This is a genomic window from Paracidovorax oryzae ATCC 19882, from assembly GCF_000687165.1.
GTDB lineage: Bacteria > Pseudomonadota > Gammaproteobacteria > Burkholderiales > Burkholderiaceae_C > Paracidovorax > Paracidovorax oryzae.
Genome location: NZ_JMKU01000006.1, coordinates 143,992 through 168,642, shown reverse-complemented (window position 1 = coordinate 168,642; position 24,651 = coordinate 143,992). Strand labels below are relative to the sequence as shown.

The window sequence follows — 24,651 nt, the reverse complement described above, 5'->3', positions numbered from 1 at the left end:
ATTTCGCAGCGGAGCCCGGTGAAACCCTGAGCGCTCCCGGCTGGCGAATCCGCACAATGGAACGCGCTGCGCACCGGCCACTCCGGCCGGCTCGCAGGCGACGACAGACCAACGACGACCGGCCGGCAGCCGGCACGGCCACCAAGAGAGGGTTCCCATGCAAGACAGCACATCTCCCGCTTCCGGGGCGGGCACGGATACGCGCATCGTGCGCGCCGCCATCCATCCCGCCATCGGCATCGCCCGCGTCGGCAACAGCCGGGAAGCGTTCTACACCGGCCCGCAGGTCACCCATCCCGCCCCCCGGGAGCCCGGCTTCTACCGCGATCCGACAGGAGCGCTCAAGCGCGAGGCGGCCGAGTTCCGTGTCTATGGCTACAACGCCGCGGGCGAAGTCGTCCGGGAACTGGCCTCCCCCGCGGACGACATCTGCTGGGAGGTGCATGTGGCCAACCGGAAGGCGGCCTGGTACCAGTGGCAGATCGCCATGGACATCCCGGAGGCGGCCAAGACCGTCCTGCCCCGCCGCAACGCCAACGTGACAGCCACCGCGCGCGATACCCTGGCCATCGATGCTGGTGCGCAGCGCATCCAAGGGCCGCATGCCGCCGCCGTCGCGTGCACGGGCCACTTCACCGGCGTGGCGGTGCAGATTGGCGAGCTGCGCACCGACGGCCAGGGCCGGCTGCTGTTCCTGCCCGGCCACGGCGTCTCCGCATCGCCCACGGGCAGCCCGATCTTCATCGACGGAGACGACAACTCCTTCATCAATGCCGACGGCTGGTACGACGACACCTGCGACGGCCCCGTCTCCGCCACCGTGCGCATCGATGGGCAGCCGGTTCCGGTGGAGGGTGCCTGGGTGGTCAGCGCCCCGCCCAACTATGCCCCCCAGGTCAAGGCCGAACGCACGCTGTACGACCTGCTGCACAGTCTCTACGTGCAGGCAGGCTGGCTGCCCTTCCCGCAGGAGATCTCGTTCACGCGCGATGTGTACCCCATCCTGCAGCGGCTCTCGGGGCTGCAGTGGGTCAACCAGGGATTCGCGGCGCAGTTCGGCCACAACGGGGTGTTCGACTTCGAGAACCCGGCGTTGATCGAGCGCCTCGCCGCCCTGCCCCCGCACGGCGCCTATGACCCGAACGCGGAAGTGCGCCGGCAGGTATTCAACAGCTTCCGGCCTCCCGAGCCGGCAGACGGCAACCAGATGCCCTGGCCCTGGATCTACGGCGACGCCATGGCCAATCCTGCGGGCCAGAGCCCGCGCCAGAACGCCGCCATCAGCCAGACCCAGAGCGACATCCTGGCCCGCTGGGCAGAGGGCCGCTTCACTGCGGACTGGGGCCAGTTGCCCGCCCCTGCGGACCACATCGACGCCGTGCCGCTGCAGGAGCAGCCGGCCATGCTCGACCGGGCCGCCCTGGATTTCTGCCTGGCCGATGCCTTCCACCCCGGCTGCGAGCTGACCTGGCCGATGCGCCACCTCACCCTCTACAGCGCCCCCTTCCGCATCCGCCGCCGGCCGGCGGGCGAAGTGGAGCGGGACTACGGCAGGACGCTCGACCAGGCGACCGCGCTCTCGGCCAACGGGCCGCTGTATGCGCAGGGCCCCGGCGACCTCAACCGCTGGATGGGCCTGCCCTGGCAGGCCGACACCGCCTGGTGCCGCGCGGGCTACGACACGCATTACGACCCGTTCGCCCCGGCCTTCTGGCCCGCCCGCGTGCCCAACCAGGTGCTCGCCGAGCAGGACTACGACATCGTGGTGGACTCCGGCCAGCCGCCCGAGCGCCGCGTGGAGGCGTTCACCAACCGCACCGACTGGAACAAGCCGCTGCCCGACCCCACGGCCGAAGCGATGACCACGATGGTGCGCATCTTCGGATCCATGGGGCTGCTGGAGGTGCGACCGGGCGTAAAAGACGATCCGCGCTTTCCCGCCACGATGATGGTGGCCTCCTACGGCCCCGACGTGGCGCCTGCCGACGCCCGCAGCACTGCCGGCACGGCCGCCGCTCCGGCCGGCGATGCGGTGCGGCCCATGGGCGTGCAAGCCGGAGCACCCGCGGGTGGAGCGGCCCGCCCGCTGCCATCCGGCGCCAACTTCCGTTCGCACGACGAAGCCCGCAGGGCGCCCCTGCCCGTCCGCAAGGGCCCGCCCCGGGCATGAACGCGGCCGGCACGGTCTTCGACGCGGCGATTGCCGGCGCGGGCCCGGCGGGCGCGGCCTGCGCGGCCGTGCTGGCGCGCGCCGGGTGGCGCGTGCTGCTGGCCGATGCCGAGGGCGAGCGGGACGCGCGCATCGGAGAGAACCTGCCGCCCGCGGTATTCCACCTGCTGGCGGAACTGGGCCTGCGCGAAGCGGTGCGCGCCGACGGGCACCGACCATGCCTGGGCAGCTGGTCCAGCTGGGGTGATGCGTCCGGCCGGGCCAGCGACACCCTGCGCCAACTGCAGGGCGACGGGGTACAGCTCGACCGGGCACGCTTCGATGCGCGCCTGAGGGCGGCCGCCCTCCTGGATGGCGTGCGGTTCTGGCCATCCACCCACCTGCAGATCGACCGGCCCGCGGAAGACGGCCATCCCCACGCGATCCGTGCCCGGGCAGCGAGCGGAGGAGACACCCTGCAGGTCGGCGCACGCTGGTTCATCGACGCCACCGGCAGGGCGGCCGCACCGGCCTGCCGGCTCGGGGCCCGCCGCGAGCGCCATGACGCCCTGCTCGCCTTCCACCTGCGCCTGGAGAGCAATGGCCGCAGCGACCGCGACGGCCGCACATGGATCGAAGCCGTCGAGGACGGCTGGTGGTACAGCGTGCTGCTGCCCGGCGGGGAACGGGTCGTTTCTTTCCTGGGCGACGCCGATCTCGTCGATCGCCGCAGGCTGCTCTCCGGCGACGGCCTCTGGAGCCAGCTCCAGTCCACGGAGCACCTGCGCGCGCTCTGCGCAGCGCATGGTTACCGGCCCTGCGCCGCCGTCCAGGGCGCGGACGCCTGCAGCTCCGAACTCGACCAGCCCGCAGGCCACCGCTGGCTGGCCGTGGGCGATGCCGCCCAGGCCTTCGATCCGCTGTCGTCCAAGGGCATCGGCAACGCGCTCCATACCGGGCTGTGCGCCGCCAGGGCGATGCTGGCCGCCGAGGGCGGCGATGCCGGTGCCACCGGGCGGTATGCCGCCCACCTGCGGGACATCCACCGCGTGTACCGGGCCCAACTGGCTGCCGTCTATGCGCAGGAACGGCGCTGGGCCGGCCGCCCGTTCTGGGTGCGGCGCCATGCACGGGCCGCGGCGGCGGCCCATCCGTCCGCGGCCGCTACACTGGCCTGAGCGCCGGGCATCTCCGGCTGTTCGCCCCCGAAGGAGTCACCCGCCATGCGCGTTCCAGGCAAATCCACCATCGTCACCGGCGCCGGTGGCGGCATCGGCGAAGGCATCGCCCGGCGGCTCGCGGCCGAAGGCGGCCTCGTCATCGTGAACGACATCCGGCCCGACGCCGCCGAACGCGTGGCGGCCGCCATCCGCGGCGACGGCGGCACCGCCCACGCCTTCGCGGCGGATGTCACGCGGTCGGACGAGGTGCGGGCCCTGGTGGCCGAGGCGGTATCCCGCCATGGCGCGCTCGACGTGATGGTCAACAACGCCGGCTGGACGCACCGCAACCGCCCCATGCTCGAAGTGACCGAGGAAGAATTCGACCGCGTGTACGCGGTCAACGTCAAAAGCATCTACCTCTCGGCGCTGCACGCGGTGCCCGCGATGCGCGGCAATCCGCAGCGGCGCGGCGGCTGCATCATCAACATCGCATCCACCGCCGGGCTGCGGCCGAGGCCTGGACTGACCTGGTACAACGGATCGAAAGGCGCGGTGATCGTGACCAGCAAGTCCATGGCGGCCGAACTCGGCCCCGACAACATCCGGGTGAACTGCATCAATCCGGTGTTCAATCCCGATACCGGCCTGGCGGCGGAGTTCGCGGGCGGCGAACTCGACGATGCCCGGCGGGCGAAATTCCTGGCCACGATCCCGCTCGGCCGCTTTTCCACGGCGCTGGACGTGGCGAACGCGGCACTCTACCTGGCGAGCGACGAGGCCGCGTTCGTGAGCGGTGCCTGCATCGAGGTGGACGGGGCCCGCTGCGTCTGACGCAGTCAGGCGAAGGTATTGAGACGCGTGCCCAGCGTGCCGAACGTCGCCAGGGCCGGTTCGGCGAACGGCAGCGATTGCAGCAGGGTGGCCTCCAGCGTGCCGGCGGTGGCCAGCGAGGGGGCCAGGGAAGCCAGAGGGTCCAGCAGGCTGTCTTCCAGCGTCCCGAAGGGCACGAGCGAGGGACCGGTGGTGGACACGGGCTGCAGCAGGGCCGACACATCGGATTCCTGCACGGCGAGCGTATTCCGGAGGGTCCCCGCGGCGCTGCCGTTGCGGTCCTGGTAGGCAAAGCTGGCCGTGTTCACGATGGATTGGTAGATGGAGACGTCCATGTCAGCTCCCGTTGCCGCCGGTATCCGCACCGTGCCCCCGCCGGCGTCCGGGGGCCAGGGCCTCTGGCGCTTGGAGGTCCGGGCCGGCAACAGGTTCCGCAAGTGCCGGCAAAATTGACGGGCATCAATATTCCGCCGTCCGTCCATACCCCTACTGCGGCCATGCGGCAGAATCCCGCCATGGCCGAACGTGTGATTCCGCTCGTGGACCAGCGCATCGCCGCGCTGCGTCCCCGCATGCCCGAGGGCCCCTTCGCCGGGCCCGACGGGCGCCTGGCCGATGCGCTGGGCCGGCCCCTGCGCGACCTGCGCATCAGCGTCACCGACCGCTGCAATTTCCGCTGCAGCTACTGCATGCCCAAGGAAGTCTTCGGCAAGGATTATCCCTACCTGTCCCACGGCGACCTGCTCAGCTTCGAGGAGATCACGCGCCTGGCGCGGGTCTTCCTGGCCCATGGCGTGCGCAAGATCCGGCTCACGGGCGGGGAACCGCTGCTGCGGCGCCACCTGGAGAACCTCGTGGAGCAGCTCGCGGGGCTGCGCACCACGGAGGGGCGCATGCCCGACCTGACGCTGACCACCAACGGCTCGCTGCTCGCCCGCAAGGCCCGGGCCCTGCGCGATGCGGGGCTGGCGAGGCTCACCGTCAGCCTGGACAGCCTGCAGGACAGCGTCTTCCGCCGCATGAACGACGTGGACTTTCCCGTCGCCGAGGTGCTCTCCGGCATCGAGGCCGCCCGGGCGGCCGGGTTCGAGCGCATCAAGGTCAACATGGTGGTCAAGCGCGGCACCAACGACCACGAGATCGTGCCCATGGCCCGCCATTTCCGGGGCACCGGCATCACGCTGCGCTTCATCGAATACATGGACGTTGGCGCCACGAATGGATGGCGCATGGACGAGGTGCTGCCGTCGGCGCAGGTGATCGACCGGCTCCGGCAGGAACTGCCCCTCGTGCAGTTGCCGCCCGCGGCCCCCGGGGAAACCGCCGAGCGCTGGGGTTATGCCGACGCCCTGGGCCGGCACGATCCCGCCCTGGGAGAAGTGGGAACGATCAGCAGCGTCACCCGCGCGTTCTGCGGCGATTGCAACCGCGCCCGGCTGTCGATGGAAGGCCGGCTCTACCTGTGCCTCTTCGCCACGCAGGGCTGGGACCTGCGCGCGCTGCTGCGCGGCGGGGCCGCCGACCCCGATCTGGCCGCAGCCATCGCCGGCATCTGGCAGGGCCGCACCGACCGCTATTCCGAACTGCGGGGGAGCCTGCCGCCGGCCACCGGCGCACCGGCCGCGCGGCGCGTCGAGATGAGCTACATCGGCGGATGAGGCGCGGGGTGCCATGGTGATCCGCCGCGCGGACATCGCCGGCATGGTCCTGGCCGGCGGCCAGGGCGCCCGCATGGGCGGGCTGGACAAGGGCCTGCAGCCATTCAGGGGCCGGCCGCTCGCCGCGGTCGCGCTGGAGCGGCTGCGCCCGCAGGCCGCCCCCGGAAAGCTGTCCGTCAGCGCCAACCGCCACCTGGACCGTTACGCCGCGTTCGGCATTCCCGTCCTGGGCGACGCCCTGCCCGGCCATCCCGGGCCCCTGGCTGGCCTCCTGGCGGGCCTGCAATGGTGCGACGCGCCCTGGCTGCTGGCCGTGCCCTGCGATACGCCCTGCTTTCCGCTCGACCTCGGCGCCCGGCTGGCCGAGGCCGCCATGGCGGCGGGCGCGGACATCGCCATCGCGGCCGCCCCCGACGCCCTGCCGACTGGCTCTCCCGACGCAGCGCCGGTGCCGCTACGCATGCACCCGGTGGCCTGCCTGCTGCGCGCGGGCCTGCAGGACGACCTGCGGCGCTATCTGGACGGCGGCGGGCGCAAGGTGCTGGACTGGATGGGCCGACACGTCCTGGCCACGGCCGCTTTCGACCGGCCGGGAGACGACCCGCACGCCTTCCGCAACGCCAACACCCTGGACGAACTGCACCGCCTGGAAGCCGACACGGCATGAACCCGACCGCCCCTGCCCCTTCCTTGTCTGGCGGCCGCTCCGGGCCACCCGGCACGCCGGCCGCGCGCATCGGGCTGCTGGACGCATCCCATGCAGCGGCCTACAAGACGCTGCGGGATGCCGCCCTGCTCGCCACACCGGAGGCCTTCACTTCGGACTACGCCAGTGCGGTCGGCAGGCCGGCCGAATCCTATGCGGCACGCTTCGGCACGCCAGGCTCGGGCCTCTTCTTTCTCGGTGCATTCGATGCAGCTTCCGGCGAACTGCTGGGCAGCGTGGGTTGCGAGCGGCAGGCGCGCCTGCAGCAGCGCCACTGCGCCCTGGTGATCGCCATGATGGTCGCCCCGCACGCCCAGCGGCGCGGCATCGGCCGGCAACTGCTGCGCGCCTGCATCGAATACGCCATGCAGATGGAGGGGCTCGAACTGCTGGAGCTGTCGGTGACCGCCGTCAACGGGAACGCCGTGCGGCTCTACGAGAGCGAGTGCTTCCGCCCCTGGGGCCTGCTGCCGGGGGCCATCCGGGTGGCCGGAATCCCTTACGACAAGCTTCACATGTACCGCATGCTGCCCCGAGCCACATGAGCCCCATGACCTTTCGCCCAGGCCATCCGCCGCCCCCATCGACGACGCCCGCCACGTCCCCGGCAGCCACCGTGGCGCACGACCTGCCCGTGGACGCCGTGCATGCGCGGCTCGCCGCACTCGCCGAACCGGTGCTTGGCATCGAACGGGTGGACATCTTCGCCGCACTCGACCGCATCCTCGCCGAGGACGTCGTCTCGCCCATGGACGTACCGCCGCACGACAACTCCGCCATGGACGGCTTCGCCTTCGACGGCGCGGCCCTGGTGGACGGGCAGCCGCTGGCCCTGCAGGTGGCCGGCACCGTGCTCGCCGGCCACCGCTGGCCGGGGCGCCTCGGGCCGGGCCAGTGCCTGCGCATCATGACCGGCGCGGTGATGCCGCACGGAGCCGACACCGTGGTTCCCCAGGAAGCCATCCTCACCGCGCCCCCCGCGGGCGGGGCGGAGAGCATCACCGTCGCCCCGGGCGCGGTCCGCCGGGGCGAGCACCGCCGGCGCGCGGGCGAGGACCTGGCGCGCGGCCGGACCGCCCTGTCCAAAGGAACCCGGCTCGCGCCGGCCGCGCTCGGGCTGCTGGCGAGCCTCGGGCAGGCCACGGTGCCCGTCGTCCGCCGCCTGCGGGTGGCGTTCTTCTCCACGGGGGACGAGATCCTCAGCCTGGGAACGCCCTGGCGCGAGGGGGCCGTGTACGACAGCAACCGATACACCCTGTTCGGGCTGCTGGCACGCATGGGCGTGGAGCCCATCGACCTGGGCGCCGTCCCGGACGAGCCGCAGGCCCTGGAAGCCACGCTGCGCGCGGCGGCGGCGCGTGCCGACGCCATCGTCACCAGCGGAGGCGTCAGCGCGGGTGCGGCCGACCACACGCGCACGCTGCTCGACCACCTCGGCCAGGTGGAGTTCTGGCGCATCGCCATGCGGCCGGGCCGCCCGATGGCCGCAGGCCGCATCCCGCGCCCGCAAGGAGCCGGCGGCAGCGAAGCCGGAGCGGACGGCGCCGCCGTGCTGTTCGCGCTGCCCGGCAATCCGGTGGCGGCGATGGTGGCCTTCCTCGTGTTCGTGCGGCCGGCGCTGTGGCGCATGATGGGCTGCGAGTCCACGGCACCGCCCGCGCTGCGTGCGCTCGCGGCCGAGCCGCTGCACAAGCGCCCCGGGCGCACCGAATACCAGCGCGGCATCGTCTTCCAGGATGCGGAAGGCACCCTGTGCGTGCGCACCACCGGGCCACAGGGCTCGGGGCTGCTGAGTTCCATGGTGCAGGCCGACGGGCTCATCCTGCTGCCGCACGCCCGCGGCCCCGTCGCCGTGGGCGAGCCGGTGGACGTGCTGCTGTTTGACGGCATGCTCTGACACGGGAAGGCCCGGGCCGGGCGTACCCTTGCAACCATCCCCACCGACTGGAAAGCCCCATGCCCTATACCGCCCAGCACCTCGCCGAAGCCCCCGCGCGGGAGGATATCGACCGCCTGCAGGGCGCGGCCGTCCTGGAGTTCGGCACGCCCTGGTGCGGCTACTGCCAGCGCGCGCAGCCGCTGATCGAAGCCGCCCTCAAGGACCACGATGCCATACAGCACATCAAGGTCGAAGACGGCCCGGGCCGTCCGCTGGGCCGCAGCTTCGGCGTGAAGCTCTGGCCCACCCTGGTGTTCCTGCGCGACGGCAAGGAGATCGACCGGGTGGTCCGGCCGCAGGACGCGACGGCCCTGCATCCGGGCATGCAGGCGATCGCCCACGCGCCGGCCATCAGCATCGGCCCGGCCTGACCCGGCGCTAGGCCCGGCCCAGGGCCTTGTCCACGCCCTTGTTGGCGAGCGCGTCCGCGCGTTCGTTGCCGGGGTCGCCCGCATGGCCCTTCACCCAACGCCAGTCGATCACATGGCCGCCCCCGGCAACGAGGTCGTCGAGCCGCTTCCACAGTTCCACGTTCTTCACCGGCTGGCCGGATGCCGTACGCCAGCCCTTTTTCTTCCATCCCTGGATCCACTCCGTGATGCCCTTGCGCACGTACTGGCTATCGAGATAGAGCGTGACCGCGCACGGGCGCTTGAGCGCGCCCAGGGCCTCGATCACGGCCAGCAGTTCCATGCGGTTGTTGGTGGTGCCCAGCTCCCCCCCGCACAATTCCTTTTCCAGCGCCCCCGAACGCAGCACCACCCCCCAGCCGCCGGGACCCGGATTGCCCTTGCAGGCCCCGTCGGTATAGATCACAACCTGATTCAAAACTCGCTCGCTTCCTTTGTCGTCATTCATAGCTTCCGCGTCTTCACCGGCCGCCCCGCCGCGCGCCCCCGGGTTCCGGCCCGGCGCGCTGTGCCACCGGCACGGTCGCGGCGCGCGCCTGCGGGGCCTGGCCAGTGCGCCAGGACGGCTCCAGCAGGCGCATGCCATGCACGCGCTTGACGGCCACCACCATGTAGGCGGCCCCGAGTATCGGCCACCAGCGTGCCCCCACGGCATCCAGCCATTCGTACCGGTCGAGCCAGCGCGCGCTGCGCACCGCGGGACGGTAGGCACCGAAGCTGATGGTCTCGATCTCGAAGTTCAGCAGCCGCAGCCAGTCGCGCAGACGCCAGTGGCCGATGAACTCGCCCACGTCGGGCAGGTAGAGCTGCCCCCCGGCTCCCAGGCGCTGGTACAGCCGCACGCGGCGCTGGCGCAGGCCCCAGAGGCTCACGGGATTGAGCCCGCTCACCACCAGCCGCCCTTCAGGCATCAGCACCCTGTGCACCTCGCGCAGTGCGGCATGCGGATCCACGCTGAGCTCCAGCGCGTGCGGCAGCAGCACCAGGTCGAGGCTGTTCTCCGGAAACGGCAGCGCCACCGGGTCGGCCAGCAGCGCCGCGCGCACGGGGCCGTCCGCCGGTCCGGCTTCGGTCTCTGCCGGCGGCGGCCACAGCAGCGCTTCGGCAGCGCCCAGAGCCAGCCAGCGGTGCGGCATGCGGTTGGCCCGCAGTCCCTGCAGGCCGGGCATGCCGAGCTGCAGCGCATGGAAGCCGAACACGTCGGCCACCATCTCGTCATAGCGTTCCTGCTCCCACGCCAGCAGGTAGCGGCCGGGCGGTGAGTCGAACCAATGGTGCAAACCTATAATTTCGTCGCTCATGAACTTGCTGCCGCTGCCCGCTTTCACCGACAACTACATCTGGATGCTGCACGACGGCCACTCGGCCGCCGTGGTCGATCCAGGGGAGGCCGGCCCGGTGCTGCAGGCCCTGCAGCACCATGGCCTGGCACTGCAGGCGATTCTAGTCACGCACCACCACGGCGATCATGTCGGCGGCGTGGCGGCGCTGCGCGAGGCCACCGGCGCACCGGTCTGCGGCCCGGCGCGCGAGTCCATCCCCCAGCCGGCGCAGCCGCTGGCCGATGGCGACACGCTGCAGGTGCTGGGCCTGCAATTCTCGGTGATCGACGTGCCCGGCCACACGGCAGGGCACATCGCCTACTACGCCGCGGACGCCGCGGGCGGTCCGCTGCTCTTCTGCGGCGACACGCTGTTTTCCGGCGGGTGCGGCCGGCTCTTCGAGGGCACGCCCGCCCAGATGCAGCATTCGCTCGACCGGCTCGGCGCATTGCCGCCGGACACGCGGGTGTGCTGCGCCCACGAATACACACTTTCGAACCTTGCTTTCGCGCGGGCCGTGGAACCTGGCAACGCGGCGCTGCTCCAGTACAGCCGTGACTGCGAGGCGCTCCGCGCCGCCGGGGAGCCCACCCTGCCCTCGCGGCTCGGCACGGAGCATGCCGTCAACCCCTTCCTGCGGACGCGGGAGCCCGGCGTGGCCCGTGCGGCGCAGGCTTTCGCACCGCGCACCGACACCGCCGACCCGGCCTCGGTGCTGGCGGCGCTGCGCCAGTGGAAAAACGAATTCCGACCGACCTGACCCCATGAAACTCCTGCACATCCTGGGCCTCGCGAGCGTGCTCTGGCTCACCGGCTGCGCGGCGCCCGGCACCCCCGGCAAGGACGCCCCGGCCACCCCTTCCAGCACGACGGGCGGCACCGCGCCCACCCCGCCCACGGCGGGCTCCCCTCCACTGCGCCCCATCACCGCAGCGGACGCGAGCCACTTCGGCGTGACCTCGCTGGCCGCTCCCACAGACCTCTGGGACCGCATCCGCCGCGGCTTCGCCATGCCGGACCTCGACCAGGACCTGGTGCGAGACCGCGAGCTCTGGTATGCGAGCCGCCCCGACTACATGCAGCGCATGACCGAGCGCTCCAGCAAATACCTCTTCCATATCGTGGAAGAACTGGAGTTGCGCGGCATGCCCACCGAACTGGCGCTGCTGCCCTATATCGAGAGCGCCTTCAACCCCATGGCGGTCTCCAGCGCCAAGGCCGTGGGCATGTGGCAATTCATGCCCGCCACCGGCAGCGACTACCAGCTCAAGCAGAACGCCTTCCGCGACGACCGGCGCGACGTGCTCGCCTCCACCCGCGCGGCGCTGGATTACCTGCAGCGGCTCTACGGCATGTTCGGCGACTGGCACCTGGCCCTGGCCGCCTACAACTGGGGCGAAGGCAATGTGAGCCGCGCCATCGCCCGCAACCAGAAGATGGGCCTGGGCACTGGCTACACCGACCTGAACATGCCGGCGGAAACCCGCATGTACGTGCCCAAGCTGCAGGCGGTGAAGAACATCGTCGCGCACCCGGAGCGCTTCAACACCGAGCTGCCGCTCATCGAGAACCATCCTTACTTCCAGACGGTGGACATCACCCGCGACATCGATGTCTCGCTGGTGGCCAGCCTGGCGGGCGTGCGCGAGCAGGACTTCCGCGAACTCAATCCCTCGCTGCACAAGCCCATCATCCTCGCGGCCGGCATGCCGCAAATCCTGCTGCCCTGGGACAACGCGCAGGTCTTCCGCAAGAACCTGGAGGCCTACACCGAGGGCCAGTACGCGAGCTGGACGGTCTGGAGCGTCCCGACCACGATGAGCGTCTCCGCGGCGGCGCAGCGCGTCGGCATGAGCGAGGCCGACCTGCGCAACGTGAACAAGATCCCGCCGCGCATGCTCATCAAGGCCGGATCGGCCCTGATGGTGCCCCGCGGCAACGCGACGCAGGCGGATGTGCCTGGGCAGCTGGCCGACAACGGCCAGGTCGCCTTCACCCCCGAGATCGTCACCCGCCGCACCACGGTGCGCGCCGGCAAGCGCGATTCGGTGGCCACCATCGCCCGGCGCTACAAGGTCACCACCGCGGACGTCGCGACCTGGAACGACGTGAAATCCACCGCGTCGTTCAAGGCCGGAGAGGCGGTGGTGGTGTATCTGCCGGTGCGCATGACCTCCGGCGCCTCGGCCAGCAGCAGCCGCACCAGCCGCCAGTCGGCCGCGCCGTCGAAGGGCACGGCGAAGAAGGCATCGGCGCCTGCGCCGTCCCGCAAGGGCGGGACCCCGTCGCGCGTGAAGAAACGCTGATGGAGCGCTGACGAAAGCGCGCTGGGGAGATGCCTCCCTGCGCCCGTCAGATCCTCAGGTTGTGCATGCCCACGAGCCCGAGCACGCCGATGAGGATGAGGTAGATCGCCACGATGAAGTTGAGCAGGCGGGGCATCACCAGGATGAGGATGCCGGCGATGAGGGCCACGAGCGGGCCGATGCTGAGGTTCAGTGTCATGGGAGAGGTTTCCTCGGAGAACGGGGTCAACAGGGGTGAAAGGCTGGATGCAGCCGTCCGCAGCGCGGCCGGCCGGTGCCCGGACGCCGATTGCCGGGCAGTGGCCGGAATCTAACGCCGCGCCGTGGCGCAGTGGTGTCGGACCATGGCGCCACTTGGGGGCTGCCGGCGTGCTCAGGCGTTGAACTTCGCCTTGGCCTTGCGCGCGTATTCGTTGGTGTAGGTGCGCCCCAGGTCCACCTTGGAGGCGGCCCATTCCGGCCGCAGCCGCGCCAGCGCGCGCAAGGCCGTGGCGGGGCCGTCGTCGGGCATCATGCCGTCCGGCGAGAAGGTGTCGCGCACCTTGTGGAATGCGGCCATGTAGGCGCTGCGGTCGCCGAGCAGGTCGTCCTGCGGCACCACGCGCATGAGGTCCGCGGCACTGGCCGTCTGCAGCCACTTGAGCGCATGCACCATGGCATGCACGAGCGCCTGCGACACGGCGGCATGCTGCTGCACGAACGCCCGGGGCGCATACAGGCTGGACGCCGGCATGGTGCCGCCGAAGAGTTCTTGCGACGCCTTGAGGGTGCGTGTGTCGCAGAGCAGCCGCACCTCTCCGTGCTGCTCGAGCACGCTCACCACGGGATCGGCATGGCACAGCGCATGGATGCGGCCCTGCCGGAGCGCGGCCAGCGCGCCGCGGCCGGAGGCGCCCACGCCCACGAAGGAGATGTCTTCCAGCGACGCGCCGTTCTGCGACAGGGCCAGCTGCGCCAGCATGTGCGTGGACGAGCCGGGCGCCGTCACCCCCACCCGCAGGCCCTTGAAGCTCTGCACGCTCCGCATGGGCCAGCCGCGCGTGGAGGCAGCGAACGCCAGCTGCGGGGCCCGACCCAGCAGCACCACGGCGCAGTCATCGTGCCCGTGCAATTGCCGGCGCAGCGTATGGTCGTAGCCCCCGCAACACACATCCGCAGCACCCTGCTCCACGGCCTGCAGCGCGAGCGCGCCCCCGGCGTAGTCCTGGATGACCACGTCCAGGCCCTCGGCACGGAAGAAGCCCAGCTGCCATGCCACGGTGAGGGGCAGGTAGTAGAGCAGGCCCGCACCGCCCACGGCGACGCGCACCTGCCCCCGGGATGCCACGCCGAACGGCGGCACGAGCGCCCGCGCACCACCACCTGCCAGGCTTGCCAGCGGCAAGGACAGGGCCATGGCGCCCAGGCGGCGGCGGCTGAAGGACGGCGAAGTCATGGAACGGAGCGGGATTTATGCTGCACTGCAGCAATCGTGCCCGAAAAGCGCCCGGCCGGTACTGGGGAGAATCCCTGTAAACCGCAAGGAAACGCAATAAACCGAAGCCGCGGCAGGCCCGGCGGCCGGCAACCCCGCGCTGCAGCACCCCGCCCGCGGGCCCGGGTCAGCGGTAGCCGAGAAAGAAAATGGCCGCGTTGACCGCGAAGGCGCCGAGCCAGACGGCGCTGCGGATGGTGGGCATGTCGGAGACGTACATCAGCACGTAGAACATCCGCAGCATCACGAACGCCAGGGCCAGCAGGTCCAGCAGTGTCTGCGCGGCACCCAGCTGGTGCGCGACGATCACCGCGCCGATGAAGAACGGCAGGCACTCGAAGGTATTGGACTGGGCTGCGAGCGCGCGGGCGCGCCAGTCGGTCTGCCGCGCTGCCCAACTGCGCGGATCGCGGTTGTCCGCGGCCCTGAATCCGCCGCGCTTGGCCAGCATGGCGCAGGCGATCGGCATGAGCGCCATCGCGAAAACGCACCAGTACGCCACGGTGAAGCGGGCGATGTGCAGGGAATTCATGTCGATCTTCCAGAAAGCCTGGCGCAGCCCGGGCTACCGCCGGTCCACGAGGGCATGGGCGATGGTGCCCAGGTCCACGTATTCCAGCTCGCTGCCCACCGGCACGCCGCGTGCCAGGCGCGTCACGTGCATGCCGCGCGCCTTGAGCGTTTCGCTGAGGGCATGCGCGGTCGCCTCGCCCTCGGCCGTGAAATTGGTGGCGAGGATGACCTCCTGGACCACGCCGTCGCCGGCACGCTCCAGCAGCTTGCCGAAACCGATGTCCTTCGGGCCGATGCCGTCCAGCGGCGACAGCTTGCCCATCAGCACGAAGTAAAGTCCCCGGAAGGCACCGGTGCGCTCCAGCGCGGCCTGGTCCGCAGGGGTTTCCACCACGGCCAGCCGGGAAGCGTCGCGCGACGGATCGAGGCAGGTCGAGCAGACCTCGCCCTCGGTGAAGGTATGGCAGCGCGCGCAGTGCCGCACCGATTGTGCGGCGTCGTGCAGCGCGCGGGACAGCACTTCGGCGCCCTGCCGGTCGTGCTGCATCAGGTGGAACGCCATGCGCTGGGCCGACTTCACGCCCACGCCCGGCAGGCGCCGCAGCGCCTGCACGAGGGCGTCGAGCGAATGCATGTCGGAGCCGGACGCCATGGCGGGCACGGCGCCGGTCAGAACGGGAACTTCATGCCGGGCGGCATGCCGGGCATGCCCGCGGTCAGCTTGCCCATCTTCTCCTGCGAGGTTTCCTCGGCCTTGCGCACCGCGGCATTGAAGGCCGCGGCCACCAGGTCTTCCAGCATGTCCTTGTCGTCCGACAGCAGGCTCGGGTCGATGGTGACGCGCTTCACGTCGTGCTTGCAGGTCATCAGCACCTTGACGAGGCCGGCGCCGGACTCGCCCTCGACCTCGATCAGGGCGAGTTCGTCCTGGGCCTTCTTCAGGTTGTCCTGCATGGCCTGGGCCTGCTTCATCAGGCCGGCGAGTTGTCCTTTGTTGAACATGGGGTTCCTTTTCTCTGGGGGTCGAAGACGAAAGCGAAAAATTCAGGCGAGTCCGGCGGGGCCGCGCGCCGGGCGGCGCGTCATGCGGGTCTTTGTGCAGGCCTTCATGCGGGCTTGATGCTGCCAGGAACGATTCTCGCCCCGAAGTCCCGCACCAGCGCCTGCACGTAGGGATCGTTTTCCACGATCTCCTGCGCGCGCCGCTGGCGCTCCGCGGCCGCGTGGGCATTGCGCCGCGCGGGGCTGTCGATGACCGCGCCCACCTCCACGCTGATCTGGCGGGCGAAGCCGGCCGCCTCCAGCGCGGCGCGCAGGCGCTCGCGTGCCGTGGGCTGGTTGAGCGATTCGCGCTCCACGCGCAGCAGCCAATGGTCGGCGTCGCGGGCCACCAGCTGGGACTGCAGCGCAAGCTCGCGCACCAGCGCATTGATGGCCTCGGCCGCGACGAGCTGCATCACGGTGGCATGCCAGACATCGCCCTCTTCCGTCGGCGTATAGCGGGCCGAGGCCGGCAGGGCGCCGGGCGAGGCCGCCGGCTGCAGCCGCATGCCGGGCTCCGGCGCGACCCGCACGGGAATGGCCACGAAATCCGGGGTGCTGGCGGCAGGTGGCGCGGCATTGGCGGGACGGTGCGCCTGCAGGTCGGCCGGCGTCCTGACCGGCAGGCGCACGGCCTCCGCCGCGGCGGCGCCGGACGACGGCTCCTGCGCGGGGGCCGGTGACGCCGTGGAGGCGGCCGCGGCTGGCGGGGGCGCATCGTCCGCCCAGGGTGCATCGCCGGAGGATGGCTCCTGCAGATCGGGGGAAAGCGGTGCGGGCTCGGGCGCGCGGGCTTCGGCAGGCCGGGTTTCCGGCCCGGGCAGTGCGGCGGCGGCGGGCTCCACGGGCGCGGAGGCTGCCGCGGGTACAGGAATGGAAGGTGCAGGTTCCGCGGCGGACACCGGCCCAGGCTCAGGGGCCGGAGGCTGCGCCTGGGGCGGTTTCAGTGTTTTTTTTTCCGCCGGGGGCGTTCCGCCCTCCGCCGCAGGCTTGAAGGCCAGCAGCCGCAGCAGCGCCATGGTCAGCGCCGCGTACTCGTCGGGCGCCAGGCCCAGTTCAGTGCGCCCGTGCAGGCAGATGCTGTAGAGCAGTTGCGTCTCGTCGGCGGGCAGCGTGCCGGCCAGCCGCGCGATTTCGGAAGCCTCCGGATCGGCCGGATCCACCGCGTCGGCCATCTGCGGCACGGCCTGGAACACCGCCATGCGCTGCAGCACGGCGCTCATTTCCTCGAGCGTGGAGGCGGCGGACAGCCCGTGCATGCGCAGGGATTCGGAAGTTTCCACCACGGTGCGCCCGTCGCCGCGCGCCAGCGCGTCGATGAGGCGGAACACGTAACTGCGGTCCACGCTGCCCAGCATCTGGCGCACGCCGGCTTCCTGGAGCTGGCCGCTGCCGAAGGCGATGGCCTGGTCGGTGAGCGACAGCGCATCGCGCATGGAGCCGCGCGCAGCACGCGCCAGCAGCCGCAGCGCCTGCGGCTCGGCCGGCACGCTTTCCTGGGCGAGCACCCGGGTGAGGTGCTCCAGCACGGTTTCCGGCGCCATGGGCCGCAGGTTGAACTGCAGGCAGCGGCTGAGCACGGTGACCGGCACCTTCTGCGGGTCGGTCGTGGCCAGCACGAACTTCAGGTATTCGGGCGGCTCCTCCAGCGTCTTGAGCATCGCGTTGAACGCGGTGTTCGTGAGCATGTGGACCTCGTCGATCATGAAGACCTTGAAGCGCCCCTGCACGGGCTTGTACACGGCCTGCTCCAGCAGGCCCTGCACCTCGTCCACGCCGCGGTTGGAGGCGGCATCGAGTTCGGTGTAATCCACGAAGCGGCCGGCGTCGATGTCCCGGCAGGCCTGGCACACGCCGCAGGGCGTCGCCGTGATGCCCCCCTGCCCGTCCTCGCCCTGGCAGTTGAGCGATTTGGCCAGGATGCGCGACACCGTGGTCTTGCCCACCCCCCGCGTGCCCGTGAACAGGTACGCATGGTGCAGGCGCTGCTGGATCAACGCATTCGAGAGCGCCTGCACCACATGTTCCTGCCCGACCATCTCCGAGAAGGTCTTGGGGCGGTATTTGCGGGCGAGCACGAGATAGGACATCCGCGGGATTCTACGGGGGTCGCCAGCCCCTGCAGGGCGCGCGGCGCCACTAACATTTGGTGACAGGGAGACGGCCGGGCATTTCCGCACCGGCCACCCGCACCGAAAAAGAGGGGATCATGGAAAGAAACACGCCTTGGCTCGCCCGCATGGGCATCGCACGCCGCCTGGGCCTGCTGATCGGCTGCGCCCTGCTGGGCATCGCGCTGATCACCGCCGTGCTGCTGGCCTCCGAACGGAAACTCATCATGGAGGAGCGCCAGGCCGGCGTACGGCAGACGGTGGAAGTCGCCCACAGCCTGGTCGCCCGCTACCACGCGCTCGCCGCGGAGGGCAAGGTCACCGACGCCCAGGCCCGGCAGATGGCCATGGACGCCCTGCGCGCCATGCGCTACAGCGGCAGCGAATACCTGTGGATCAACGACATGGGGCCGGTCATGCTCATGCACCCCATCCGCCCCGAACTGGAAGGCAAGAACCTGGCGGCCAACCAGGACCCGACCGGCAAGCACCTGTTCGTGGCCTTCGTGGACATGGTCCGGCAAAGCGGCTCGGGCTTCGTACCCTATCTGTGGCCCAAGCCCGGCGCCACAGAGCCGGTGCCGAAAATCTCGTACGTCAAGGGTTTCGCCCCCTGGGGCTGGGTGATCGGCTCGGGCGTGTACGTGGACACGGTCGCCGCCACGGTGAATGCACGCATCCTGCGCTTCGGCCTGGGCGCCCTGGTGCTGGCCGGGCTGCTGCTGGCGCTGGGCCTGCTGATCGCCCGCAGCCTGGTGCGTGAACTCGGCGGCGAGCCGGGCGAAGCCCTGCGCATCAGCGAGGCCATAGCGCAGGGCCACCTCGCACATCCGATCGCCCTCAAGCCGGGCGACCAGTCCAGCGTGCTGCACGGGCTGGAGCGCATGCGCCAGAGCATTGCCCACATCGTGGCCGAGGTGCGCTCCGGCACCCAGTCCATCAACACTGCATCGGCAGAGATCGCGGCCGGCAACAACGACCTGTCCGCCCGCACCGAGCAGCAGGCCGGGGCCCTGCAGCAGACGGCCGCCTCGATGGAGCAGCTCACCAGCACCGTGCGCCACAACGCCGACAACGCCCGCCACGCGGCGCAACTGGCGGGCTCCACGTCCGAGGTGGCGCAGCGCGGCGGTGCGATGGTGGGGCAGATGGTCAGCACCATGGGCGCGGTGACCGACTCCTCCCGGCGCATCGTGGACATCATCGGCGTAATCGACGGCATCGCGTTCCAGACCAATATCCTGGCGCTGAACGCCGCCGTGGAAGCGGCGCGTGCCGGCGAGCAGGGCCGCGGCTTCGCGGTGGTCGCCAGCGAGGTGCGCAGCCTGGCCCAGCGCTCCGCCTCGGCCGCGAAGGAGATCAAGCAGCTGATCGACACCTCGGTGCAGCAGGTGGGCGAAAGCTCCCGGCTGGTGAACCAGGCCGGCGCCACCATGGGCGAGGTGGTGGACAGCGTGCAGCAGGTGGCGCGCCTGATCCAGGAGATCGCCTCCGCCAACCAGGAGCAGGCCGCCGGCATCGACCAGGTGAACCAGGCCGTGACCCACATGGACCAGGCCACCCAGCAGAACGCCGCGCTGGTGGAAGAAGCCACCGCCGCGGCCCAGTCCCTGACCACCCAGGCCTCGCGGCTGGAGCAATTGGTGGGTGTTTTCCGGATCACGGCAACGGCGGACGGGAATTTGCCCGGAGGTGCCCCCGGCATTGGGTACAATCCGACGTGACGGGCCTCCCCGCATGGGGAAGCGGCCAACCGGGTCAGGTGGGGAACCAAGCAGCCCTAACCGTGGAGCCAGTGCCGGGGGTAAGGCTCGTCAACTTCATTTCTCTTCCTGCAGCCATTGCAGGACACCCTGCCCCGCCGCTGCGCCGGTGGCCATGCAGGCGGTAAGCAGGTAGCCCCCCGTCGGGGCTTCCCAGTCCAGCATCTCCCCCGCACAGAACACGCCTGGCCAGGCCGCGAGCATGCCGTGCGCGTCCACCGCTTCGAATGCGACGCCCCCGGCCGTGCTGATGGCTTCGTCCAGCGGCCGGCAGGCCACCACGGTCACCGGCACCGCCTTGATGGCGTGCGCCAGGGCCCGGGCATCCTGCATGCCCTCCTTGCCCAGCTGTTCATACAGCACCGCGGCCTTGATGCCGTCGAGCCCGAGGCGGCTCTTGAGGTGGCTGCTCAGGCTGCGCGAGCCGCGCGGATGCCGCACTTCCTTCTCCACGCGCTCGGGCGTGTGGTCCGGCAGCAGGTCCAGGTGGAAGGTGGCGTGCCCATGCGCGGCGATCTCGTCGCGCAGCAGGGCGGAGGCCGCATACACGAGGCTGCCCTCCACGCCGGACGCGGTAGCCACGAACTCGCCGCGGCGGTGGAAAGACCGTCCCTGGCCGTCGGTGAAATGCAGGGCCACCGACTTGAACGGCTGGCCGGCGAAGCGCTCGGCGAAGTGCGGCGTCCATCCCACCGGCGGAGCACCGCGCCCCAGCAGCGCCTGCAGGAACTCACGCCGGCTGGCGTCGGCCGGCGCGCCGGGGCCCAGGACATCGAAGCCGCAGTTCGCCGGCCGCAGCGGCGCCACCGCCACGCCCCGGGCCTCCAGCCACGGTACCCAGGCTCCGTCGGAGCCCAGGCGCTGCCAGCTCGCGCCCCCCAGGGCCAGCACGGCAGCGCGCGCATGCACCTGCACCTCGCCCGCCGGTGCCGCGAAGCGCAGTGCGACCGCCCCCCGCACAGCGCCGGCCTCGGCCGCAGCCTCACCCTCGGAGCCGAGCCAGCGGTGCCGCATGTGGAACTGCACGCCCATGCCGCGCAGCCGGTGCAGCCAGGCCCGCAGCAGCGGCGCGGCCTTCATGTCCACCGGGAAGACGCGGCCGGAGGTGCCGACGAAGGTCTCCACGCCCAGCGCCCGCGCCCAGTCGCGCAGGGCGTCGGGGCCGAAGGCGCGCAGGCCGGCTTCCAGGGCGCCGGCGCGGTCGCCATAACGCTCCAGGAAAGGGCCGAACGGCTCGGAGTGCGTGAGATTGAGCCCGCCCTTGCCCGCCAGCAGGAACTTGCGTCCCACCGAGGGCATCGCGTCGAACACATGCACCGACAGGCCGCGCGCGGCCATCACCTCGGCAGCCATCAGGCCCGACGGCCCGCCGCCGACCACGGCCACGTCACAGGTCGGAAGGCCGGTGGCCGGCAGGGAAGCGGAAGAAGACGACATGGCGGTGCGGACAGTGGGCGTGGGGTGGAAGGGAACGGGCGGGTATCAATCGAACAGCGAGCCCTGCACGGGCTTGGGCCCCGGTGGAGGGGGCGCGGCGGCCGGGTGCGATGGGCCGGCCGCCGGGGTGGGCGATGGTAAGGGCTGCGCGGGCGCCGGCAGGCCCCGGGCGGAAGAATCCACCTCCACCATGCGGCCATCGCCGGTGAGGAAGGCCGCGCGCACGGGCTCTCCGGGAAACTGGCCCTGCACGGCCTGGCGGTAGCGCCGCATCTGTTCCACCAGCTCCGCCTGCCGCTCGGGGTTCGCCGCGCTCTTGTAGTCCAGTACCCACCATTCTCCGCGACCGCCGGTGGAGCGGCGCACGAGCCGGTCGATGCGCAGGGTCTGCCCGCGGTGGACGATGGGGGCCTCGTCCATGGCCAGTTCGATGTCGGCGCTGTTCCAGGCCCAGGCGCCCTCGCCCTGCAGGATGCGGGTCGCCATCGCTGCGGCGCGCTCGGCCAGTTCCGGAGGCAGTTCGAAATCCCGGGCCAGCTGCAGCAGGCGCGCCCGCGGCCATCCGGCGGAGCCTCCTGCGGCGGCCCCGCCAGGCAGCGTGCCTGCCAGCCCCGCCTGCTCCAGCAGCTGGTGCATGGCCTCGCCCTGCCGGGATACCGGCGTGGAGGGCGCACGGCGTTCCCGGGGAAGCCCGGCCACCGGAGCTTCGACCTCCGAGCCGGCCTCTGCCCCGGCCCCGGGCGGCGGCCCCATCGGCAGCGGCACGGCGTCCTGCCACCCGGGGAGTTCCGGCAGTTGTGCGTCCATTGCGGCGACCGGTCGGCCTTCCGCGCGTTCCATCGGCCCGCCGGGGTCCTGCGGCACGTCGGCCGCCAGGGGCGCGACCCGGTTCCACCAGCTGCCCGGCGCGGATTGCGACGCGCGCACGCACGACAGCGCCAGGCAGTGGCGCGCGCGCGTCATGGCCACGTACAGGGTATTGATCTCCTCGCGCTGGCGCTCCGCCTGCTCGGCGGCCAGCGCATCGGCAGCGCTCGGCGGGGGCGACGCCTCGCTCGCCAGGAACACGAAGCGGCGCGGGGCCGGCAGTTCGCCGGGCCAGTCCACCAGCACGCCCATGGTCTCGGCCTTCTGCGCGCGGCCGTCGGTGTCCAGCAGCAGCACGGCGTCCGCCTCCAGCCCCTTCGCCCCGTGGATGGTCAGCAGGCGCACGGCATCCGCGTCCACGCGGCCGGGGGCACGCTGCCCCGGGCGCTTCAGGGCGCGCACGAAGGCATAGGGCGTCAGGTAGCGGCCACCGTCCTGCTGCAGCGCGGCCGACAGCAGTGCGCGCAGGTTCGCCAGCACGCCGGGCCGCAGCGGCGCGGGGGACGCGGCCGCATACCGGGCGAGCACGTCGCGGTGCCGGTAGATCGCGTCCAGCGCATCGTGGGGCGGCCATTGGTCCACCCAGTGGCGGTAGAGCCGCAAATCGTGTGACAGGCCGGGCATCTCGGCGTCCAGCAGGGCCTGGTCTGCCAGCAGCTCCAGCCATCCCGGCACGCTGCCCTCCTGCGTTCCGCGTGCCGCGGTGCGCTCCGCATCCCTGCGGGCGACTGCCACGCGCACCAGCAGCGCATCGTCCGCGCCGAACAAGGGAGAGCGCAGGGCGCGGGCCAGGGACAAATCGTGCCCAGGGGAAACCAGCACGTCCAGCAAGGCGACGACGTCTTGCACTTCCGGGGCCTCGCACAGCTCCACCTTCTCGGGCTGCACGCACGGCAGGTGCAGGTCGCGCAGGGCATCCTGCAGGGCCGACAGGCGATCGCGCTTGCGCGCCAGCACCATGATCTGCCGCGCCGGCACGCCGGCCGTGATCCGGTCGGCCACCCAGCGGGCGGCCTGCTGGCATTCGCGCATGCGCAGGGTCTCTTCCGCCTCGTGGCGGGGCTGGGCCAGGCTGTCGCGCCAGGCCAGCGGGTCGGGCCGGGCATCCGGCGGCCCAGCCTGATTTTCATCCTCGTCCGCGGCGTCTTCGATCGGCGGCAGGCGCAGCAGCACGCCCGCGTCCCGCGATTCGGTCGTGTGGTCGCGAAAGTCCGCGTAGTCGCCCTGGGCCTGCGCGGCGCCCATCACGGCATTCACCGCGGCGATCACTTCCGGGGCATTGCGGCGCGTGTGGTCGCAGGCGAGCAGGTCGCCGCCCAGTCCCTGGCGCACGAAGGCCTGCGCCGCGCGGAACACCTGGGGTTCGGCGCGCCGGAAGCGGTAGATGCTCTGCTTGGGGTCGCCCACGATGAACACGCTGGGGGGCTGATGCCCGCCGCCCGTGCCGACGTAGCCCGCGAGCCAGGCATGCAGCGCCTGCCACTGCAGCGGGTTGGTGTCCTGAAATTCGTCGATCAGCAGATGGCGCACCCGCGCGTCCAGGCGCTCCTGCACCCAGCCGCTGAGCACCGGGTCGGACAGCATCACCAGCGCGGTGCGCTCCACGTCGTTCATGTCCACCCAGCCCCGGTCGCGCTTGAGCGCGCCGAACGCCGCCACCAGCGCGCGGGTCAGCCGCGCCATGCGCTGCTGGTGCAGCCAGGCCTCATGCTGGCGCCGCGCGAGGCACAGGGCCTGCAGCTCCCGCTCCGCCTCCTGCGCCGCGGCGAATTTCTCGAGATGGCGGGTGAGCCGGTCCTCCTTGGCGACGAACAGCGCGCCCCGTAGCACCTCCAGCCGCTCCTGCAGGCCAGCGGTGTCGCAGAACGCCGTGACGATGGCATCCGCGGCCTTCTGCGGCGTCTTGGCGGACTCCGAGCCCAGCGCCGCCGCCCAGGCCAGCCAGCGTGCCCGGCAGTCCTCGGCGGCGAGCGCCTGCGCGGGATGCTCCAGACCCGCCCATTGCGGCGACTGCGCGTGGAACGGCGGGACAGAGGCATCGACCACGCCGCCCTCTTCCGCCAGCTCGAACTCCACGCGCTTGGCCAGGGCCGCCTCCAGCGCCTTGCGGGTCTGGGAGCGGCCGTGCAGGGCCACGGATTCGGCGAAATCCGCCCCCAGGCCGGCATCAGCGGCCACCTGCTGCAGGAACAGCGGCCACACCCGGCGCACGGCCTCGGCATCGTCTTCAAGCAGTTCGTAATGCAGCGGCAGCCCGCGCGATTGCAGCACCGCCAACGGCGCGGTACCCAGCAGCGCGGCGAACCAGCTGTGGAAAGTGCGGATCTGCACCGGCCGGCCCGCACCCAGCACCTGCAGGAACAGGCCCTGCAGGCGCGCGCAGGCTTCTTCCGTGGCCTGCTCCGCCGGAATGCCGCGGGCCTGCAGTTCCCCCCGCAGCGCCGGCAGCGGCGTGTGGGAGAAGGCCTCCAGCCATTCCAGCAGGCGCTGCCGCATCTCGCCCGCGGCCTTCTTGGTGAAGGTGATCGCCAGGATCTCGTGCGGTGCGCAGCCTTCCAGCAGCGCGCGCAGGATGCGTGAGACCAGCATCCACGTCTTGCCCGCGCCTGCGCAGGCCTCCACCGCCACGCTGCGGGCAGGGTCGCAGGCAATGGCGTAGAAAGCCTCCCGCTCCACGGGCCGGCCGTTGTGTTCATAGGCGGCTTGCACACGCATCTCCATCACGGGTGTTGATCACTGCGGCAATCGCCAACGCCAGCGGCGCTTGAGACCGGCGCGCCCCAGGCCAGCAGACGCCGCGCAAGGGACGCCCCGCCGCGCTGGCGTCGTCCTCCTGCCCGCGAAGCGCAGCGTAGCGAGAGCGGGGGCTGAGGGCCGCGGCTCCGAGCCTGCCGGCGCAGGGTCGGACGTGCCCGAAGGGCTGTCGCCTCTGGCGGCTGCACGGAGGCGCGCAGCGCCCCA

At 71.5% G+C, this 24,651-nt stretch carries 22 protein-coding genes and 1 other RNA gene; 12 read left to right on the top strand and 11 right to left on the bottom strand.

The window, feature by feature from the left end:
- Nucleotides 1-157: 157 nt before the first annotated feature.
- Genes T336_RS0105750 through T336_RS0105740 form a run of 3 tightly spaced genes read left to right on the top strand, consistent with a single transcriptional unit; the run spans nucleotide 158 to nucleotide 4,143 of the window.
- Nucleotides 158-2,170, top strand: a complete 2,013-nt coding sequence (locus tag T336_RS0105750) for a LodA/GoxA family CTQ-dependent oxidase (RefSeq protein WP_026431805.1) — start codon at nucleotides 158-160, stop codon at nucleotides 2,168-2,170.
- The gene (locus T336_RS24785) at nucleotides 2,167-3,327 is read left to right on the top strand and encodes an NAD(P)/FAD-dependent oxidoreductase (protein WP_051647060.1); all 1,161 of its coding nucleotides are present in this window, start codon (nucleotides 2,167-2,169) and stop codon (nucleotides 3,325-3,327) included. Before T336_RS0105750 ends, T336_RS24785 begins: the two co-directional genes overlap by 4 nt.
- Before the next feature lie 45 nt (nucleotides 3,328-3,372).
- Nucleotides 3,373-4,143, top strand: a complete 771-nt coding sequence (locus T336_RS0105740; RefSeq protein ID WP_019701497.1) for an SDR family oxidoreductase — start codon at nucleotides 3,373-3,375, stop codon at nucleotides 4,141-4,143.
- Nucleotides 4,144-4,148: 5 nt separating this feature from the next.
- Here T336_RS0105740 and T336_RS0105735 read toward each other — a convergent pair whose 3' ends face one another.
- Nucleotides 4,149-4,478 carry a hypothetical protein gene (locus T336_RS0105735; RefSeq protein WP_026431804.1) on the bottom strand — a complete coding sequence of 110 codons (330 nt, stop codon included), beginning with the start codon at nucleotides 4,476-4,478 and terminating at the stop codon, nucleotides 4,149-4,151.
- A gap of 180 nt (nucleotides 4,479-4,658) precedes the next feature.
- Between T336_RS0105735 and moaA the strand changes: the two genes are divergently transcribed.
- Genes moaA through T336_RS0105710 form a run of 5 tightly spaced genes read left to right on the top strand, consistent with a single transcriptional unit; the run spans nucleotide 4,659 to nucleotide 8,817 of the window.
- Nucleotides 4,659-5,801, top strand: coding sequence for a GTP 3',8-cyclase MoaA (gene moaA, locus T336_RS0105730; RefSeq protein WP_026431803.1), 1,143 nt, complete (start codon nucleotides 4,659-4,661; stop codon nucleotides 5,799-5,801).
- Between the two features lie 13 nt (nucleotides 5,802-5,814).
- A complete protein-coding gene (gene mobA / locus T336_RS0105725) occupies nucleotides 5,815-6,468 on the top strand; it encodes a molybdenum cofactor guanylyltransferase MobA (RefSeq protein WP_019701500.1) in 654 nt (217 codons plus the stop codon).
- Nucleotides 6,465-7,052 carry a GNAT family N-acetyltransferase gene (locus tag T336_RS0105720; protein ID WP_019701501.1) on the top strand — a complete coding sequence of 196 codons (588 nt, stop codon included), beginning with the start codon at nucleotides 6,465-6,467 and terminating at the stop codon, nucleotides 7,050-7,052. Before mobA ends, T336_RS0105720 begins: the two co-directional genes overlap by 4 nt.
- Nucleotides 7,049-8,404, top strand: a complete 1,356-nt coding sequence (gene moeA / locus T336_RS0105715; RefSeq protein ID WP_019701502.1) for a molybdopterin molybdotransferase MoeA — start codon at nucleotides 7,049-7,051, stop codon at nucleotides 8,402-8,404. The genes T336_RS0105720 and moeA overlap by 4 nt, the downstream gene beginning before the upstream one ends.
- Nucleotides 8,405-8,463: 59 nt before the next feature.
- Complete coding sequence (locus T336_RS0105710; RefSeq protein WP_019701503.1) at nucleotides 8,464-8,817, top strand: thioredoxin family protein; 354 nt, start codon at nucleotides 8,464-8,466, stop codon at nucleotides 8,815-8,817.
- Between the two features lie 7 nt (nucleotides 8,818-8,824).
- Here the strand turns inward: T336_RS0105710 and rnhA are convergent, their stop codons facing one another.
- Together rnhA and T336_RS0105700 are read right to left on the bottom strand one after the other, a co-directional pair.
- Nucleotides 8,825-9,274 carry a ribonuclease HI gene (rnhA, locus tag T336_RS0105705; RefSeq protein WP_019701504.1) on the bottom strand — a complete coding sequence of 150 codons (450 nt, stop codon included), beginning with the start codon at nucleotides 9,272-9,274 and terminating at the stop codon, nucleotides 8,825-8,827.
- 43 nt (nucleotides 9,275-9,317) lie between these two features.
- Nucleotides 9,318-10,157, bottom strand: coding sequence for a class I SAM-dependent methyltransferase (locus T336_RS0105700; protein WP_035207908.1), 840 nt, complete (start codon nucleotides 10,155-10,157; stop codon nucleotides 9,318-9,320).
- Between T336_RS0105700 and gloB the strand changes: the two genes are divergently transcribed.
- On the top strand, nucleotides 10,156-10,938 hold the full coding sequence (gene gloB, locus T336_RS0105695; RefSeq protein ID WP_019701506.1) for a hydroxyacylglutathione hydrolase: 783 nt from the start codon (nucleotides 10,156-10,158) through the stop codon (nucleotides 10,936-10,938). The genes T336_RS0105700 and gloB overlap by 2 nt on opposite strands.
- 4 nt (nucleotides 10,939-10,942) lie before the next feature.
- Nucleotides 10,943-12,484, top strand: coding sequence for a transglycosylase SLT domain-containing protein (locus tag T336_RS0105690; RefSeq protein ID WP_019701507.1), 1,542 nt, complete (start codon nucleotides 10,943-10,945; stop codon nucleotides 12,482-12,484).
- A gap of 46 nt (nucleotides 12,485-12,530) precedes the next feature.
- On the opposite strand, the gene T336_RS24780 is transcribed toward T336_RS0105690, so the two are convergent.
- The 6 genes from T336_RS24780 to dnaX form a co-directional block, all read right to left on the bottom strand.
- On the bottom strand, nucleotides 12,531-12,683 hold the full coding sequence (locus tag T336_RS24780) for a DUF3096 domain-containing protein (protein WP_013594967.1): 153 nt from the start codon (nucleotides 12,681-12,683) through the stop codon (nucleotides 12,531-12,533).
- A gap of 174 nt (nucleotides 12,684-12,857) precedes the next feature.
- Nucleotides 12,858-13,919 (bottom strand): ABC transporter substrate-binding protein, encoded by a 1,062-nt coding sequence (locus T336_RS0105680; protein ID WP_026431800.1) that lies wholly within the window; start codon nucleotides 13,917-13,919, stop codon nucleotides 12,858-12,860.
- 166 nt (nucleotides 13,920-14,085) lie between these two features.
- Complete coding sequence (locus T336_RS0105675; RefSeq protein WP_019701510.1) at nucleotides 14,086-14,490, bottom strand: MAPEG family protein; 405 nt, start codon at nucleotides 14,488-14,490, stop codon at nucleotides 14,086-14,088.
- Between the two features lie 33 nt (nucleotides 14,491-14,523).
- Nucleotides 14,524-15,123, bottom strand: coding sequence for a recombination mediator RecR (gene recR / locus T336_RS0105670; RefSeq protein WP_026431799.1), 600 nt, complete (start codon nucleotides 15,121-15,123; stop codon nucleotides 14,524-14,526).
- 17 nt (nucleotides 15,124-15,140) lie between these two features.
- Entirely contained in the window at nucleotides 15,141-15,473 is a 333-nt protein-coding gene (locus T336_RS0105665) for a YbaB/EbfC family nucleoid-associated protein (RefSeq protein WP_011795741.1), read from the bottom strand.
- A 104-nt stretch (nucleotides 15,474-15,577) separates the two neighbouring features.
- Nucleotides 15,578-17,602, bottom strand: coding sequence for a DNA polymerase III subunit gamma/tau (dnaX, locus tag T336_RS0105660; protein ID WP_026431798.1), 2,025 nt, complete (start codon nucleotides 17,600-17,602; stop codon nucleotides 15,578-15,580).
- Between the two features lie 119 nt (nucleotides 17,603-17,721).
- Here dnaX and T336_RS0105655 point away from each other — a divergent pair, with 119 nt between their 5' ends.
- Both T336_RS0105655 and ffs read left to right on the top strand, forming a co-directional pair.
- Nucleotides 17,722-19,347: a methyl-accepting chemotaxis protein gene (locus T336_RS0105655; RefSeq protein ID WP_026431797.1), complete on the top strand. Its 1,626-nt coding sequence runs from the start codon at nucleotides 17,722-17,724 to the stop codon at nucleotides 19,345-19,347.
- An RNA gene (ffs, locus tag T336_RS25965) (signal recognition particle sRNA small type) lies at nucleotides 19,346-19,442 on the top strand. Before T336_RS0105655 ends, ffs begins: the two co-directional genes overlap by 2 nt.
- A 1-nt stretch (nucleotide 19,443) precedes the next feature.
- On the opposite strand, the gene T336_RS0105650 is transcribed toward ffs, so the two are convergent.
- On the bottom strand, nucleotides 19,444-20,823 hold the full coding sequence (locus T336_RS0105650; protein ID WP_026431796.1) for a TIGR03862 family flavoprotein: 1,380 nt from the start codon (nucleotides 20,821-20,823) through the stop codon (nucleotides 19,444-19,446).
- A 45-nt stretch (nucleotides 20,824-20,868) separates the two neighbouring features.
- A complete protein-coding gene (locus T336_RS0105645; RefSeq protein ID WP_026431795.1) occupies nucleotides 20,869-24,414 on the bottom strand; it encodes a UvrD-helicase domain-containing protein in 3,546 nt (1,181 codons plus the stop codon).
- Nucleotides 24,415-24,651 lie beyond the last annotated feature (237 nt).

Coding starts and splice junctions, on each gene's coding strand:
- T336_RS0105750 (WP_026431805.1), top strand. CDS start 158: ATGCAAGACAGCACATCTCCCGCTTCCGGGGCGGGCACGGATACGCGC.
- T336_RS24785 (WP_051647060.1), top strand. CDS start 2,167: ATGAACGCGGCCGGCACGGTCTTCGACGCGGCGATTGCCGGCGCGGGC.
- T336_RS0105740 (WP_019701497.1), top strand. CDS start 3,373: ATGCGCGTTCCAGGCAAATCCACCATCGTCACCGGCGCCGGTGGCGGC.
- T336_RS0105735 (WP_026431804.1), bottom strand. CDS start 4,478: ATGGACGTCTCCATCTACCAATCCATCGTGAACACGGCCAGCTTTGCC.
- moaA (WP_026431803.1), top strand. CDS start 4,659: ATGGCCGAACGTGTGATTCCGCTCGTGGACCAGCGCATCGCCGCGCTG.
- mobA (WP_019701500.1), top strand. CDS start 5,815: ATGGTGATCCGCCGCGCGGACATCGCCGGCATGGTCCTGGCCGGCGGC.
- T336_RS0105720 (WP_019701501.1), top strand. CDS start 6,465: ATGAACCCGACCGCCCCTGCCCCTTCCTTGTCTGGCGGCCGCTCCGGG.
- moeA (WP_019701502.1), top strand. CDS start 7,049: ATGAGCCCCATGACCTTTCGCCCAGGCCATCCGCCGCCCCCATCGACG.
- T336_RS0105710 (WP_019701503.1), top strand. CDS start 8,464: ATGCCCTATACCGCCCAGCACCTCGCCGAAGCCCCCGCGCGGGAGGAT.
- gloB (WP_019701506.1), top strand. CDS start 10,156: ATGAACTTGCTGCCGCTGCCCGCTTTCACCGACAACTACATCTGGATG.
- T336_RS0105700 (WP_035207908.1), bottom strand. CDS start 10,157: ATGAGCGACGAAATTATAGGTTTGCACCATTGGTTCGACTCACCGCCC.
- T336_RS0105690 (WP_019701507.1), top strand. CDS start 10,943: ATGAAACTCCTGCACATCCTGGGCCTCGCGAGCGTGCTCTGGCTCACC.
- T336_RS24780 (WP_013594967.1), bottom strand. CDS start 12,683: ATGACACTGAACCTCAGCATCGGCCCGCTCGTGGCCCTCATCGCCGGC.
- T336_RS0105680 (WP_026431800.1), bottom strand. CDS start 13,919: ATGACTTCGCCGTCCTTCAGCCGCCGCCGCCTGGGCGCCATGGCCCTG.
- T336_RS0105675 (WP_019701510.1), bottom strand. CDS start 14,490: ATGAATTCCCTGCACATCGCCCGCTTCACCGTGGCGTACTGGTGCGTT.
- recR (WP_026431799.1), bottom strand. CDS start 15,123: ATGGCGTCCGGCTCCGACATGCATTCGCTCGACGCCCTCGTGCAGGCG.
- T336_RS0105665 (WP_011795741.1), bottom strand. CDS start 15,473: ATGTTCAACAAAGGACAACTCGCCGGCCTGATGAAGCAGGCCCAGGCC.
- dnaX (WP_026431798.1), bottom strand. CDS start 17,602: ATGTCCTATCTCGTGCTCGCCCGCAAATACCGCCCCAAGACCTTCTCG.
- T336_RS0105655 (WP_026431797.1), top strand. CDS start 17,722: ATGGAAAGAAACACGCCTTGGCTCGCCCGCATGGGCATCGCACGCCGC.
- T336_RS0105650 (WP_026431796.1), bottom strand. CDS start 20,823: ATGTCGTCTTCTTCCGCTTCCCTGCCGGCCACCGGCCTTCCGACCTGT.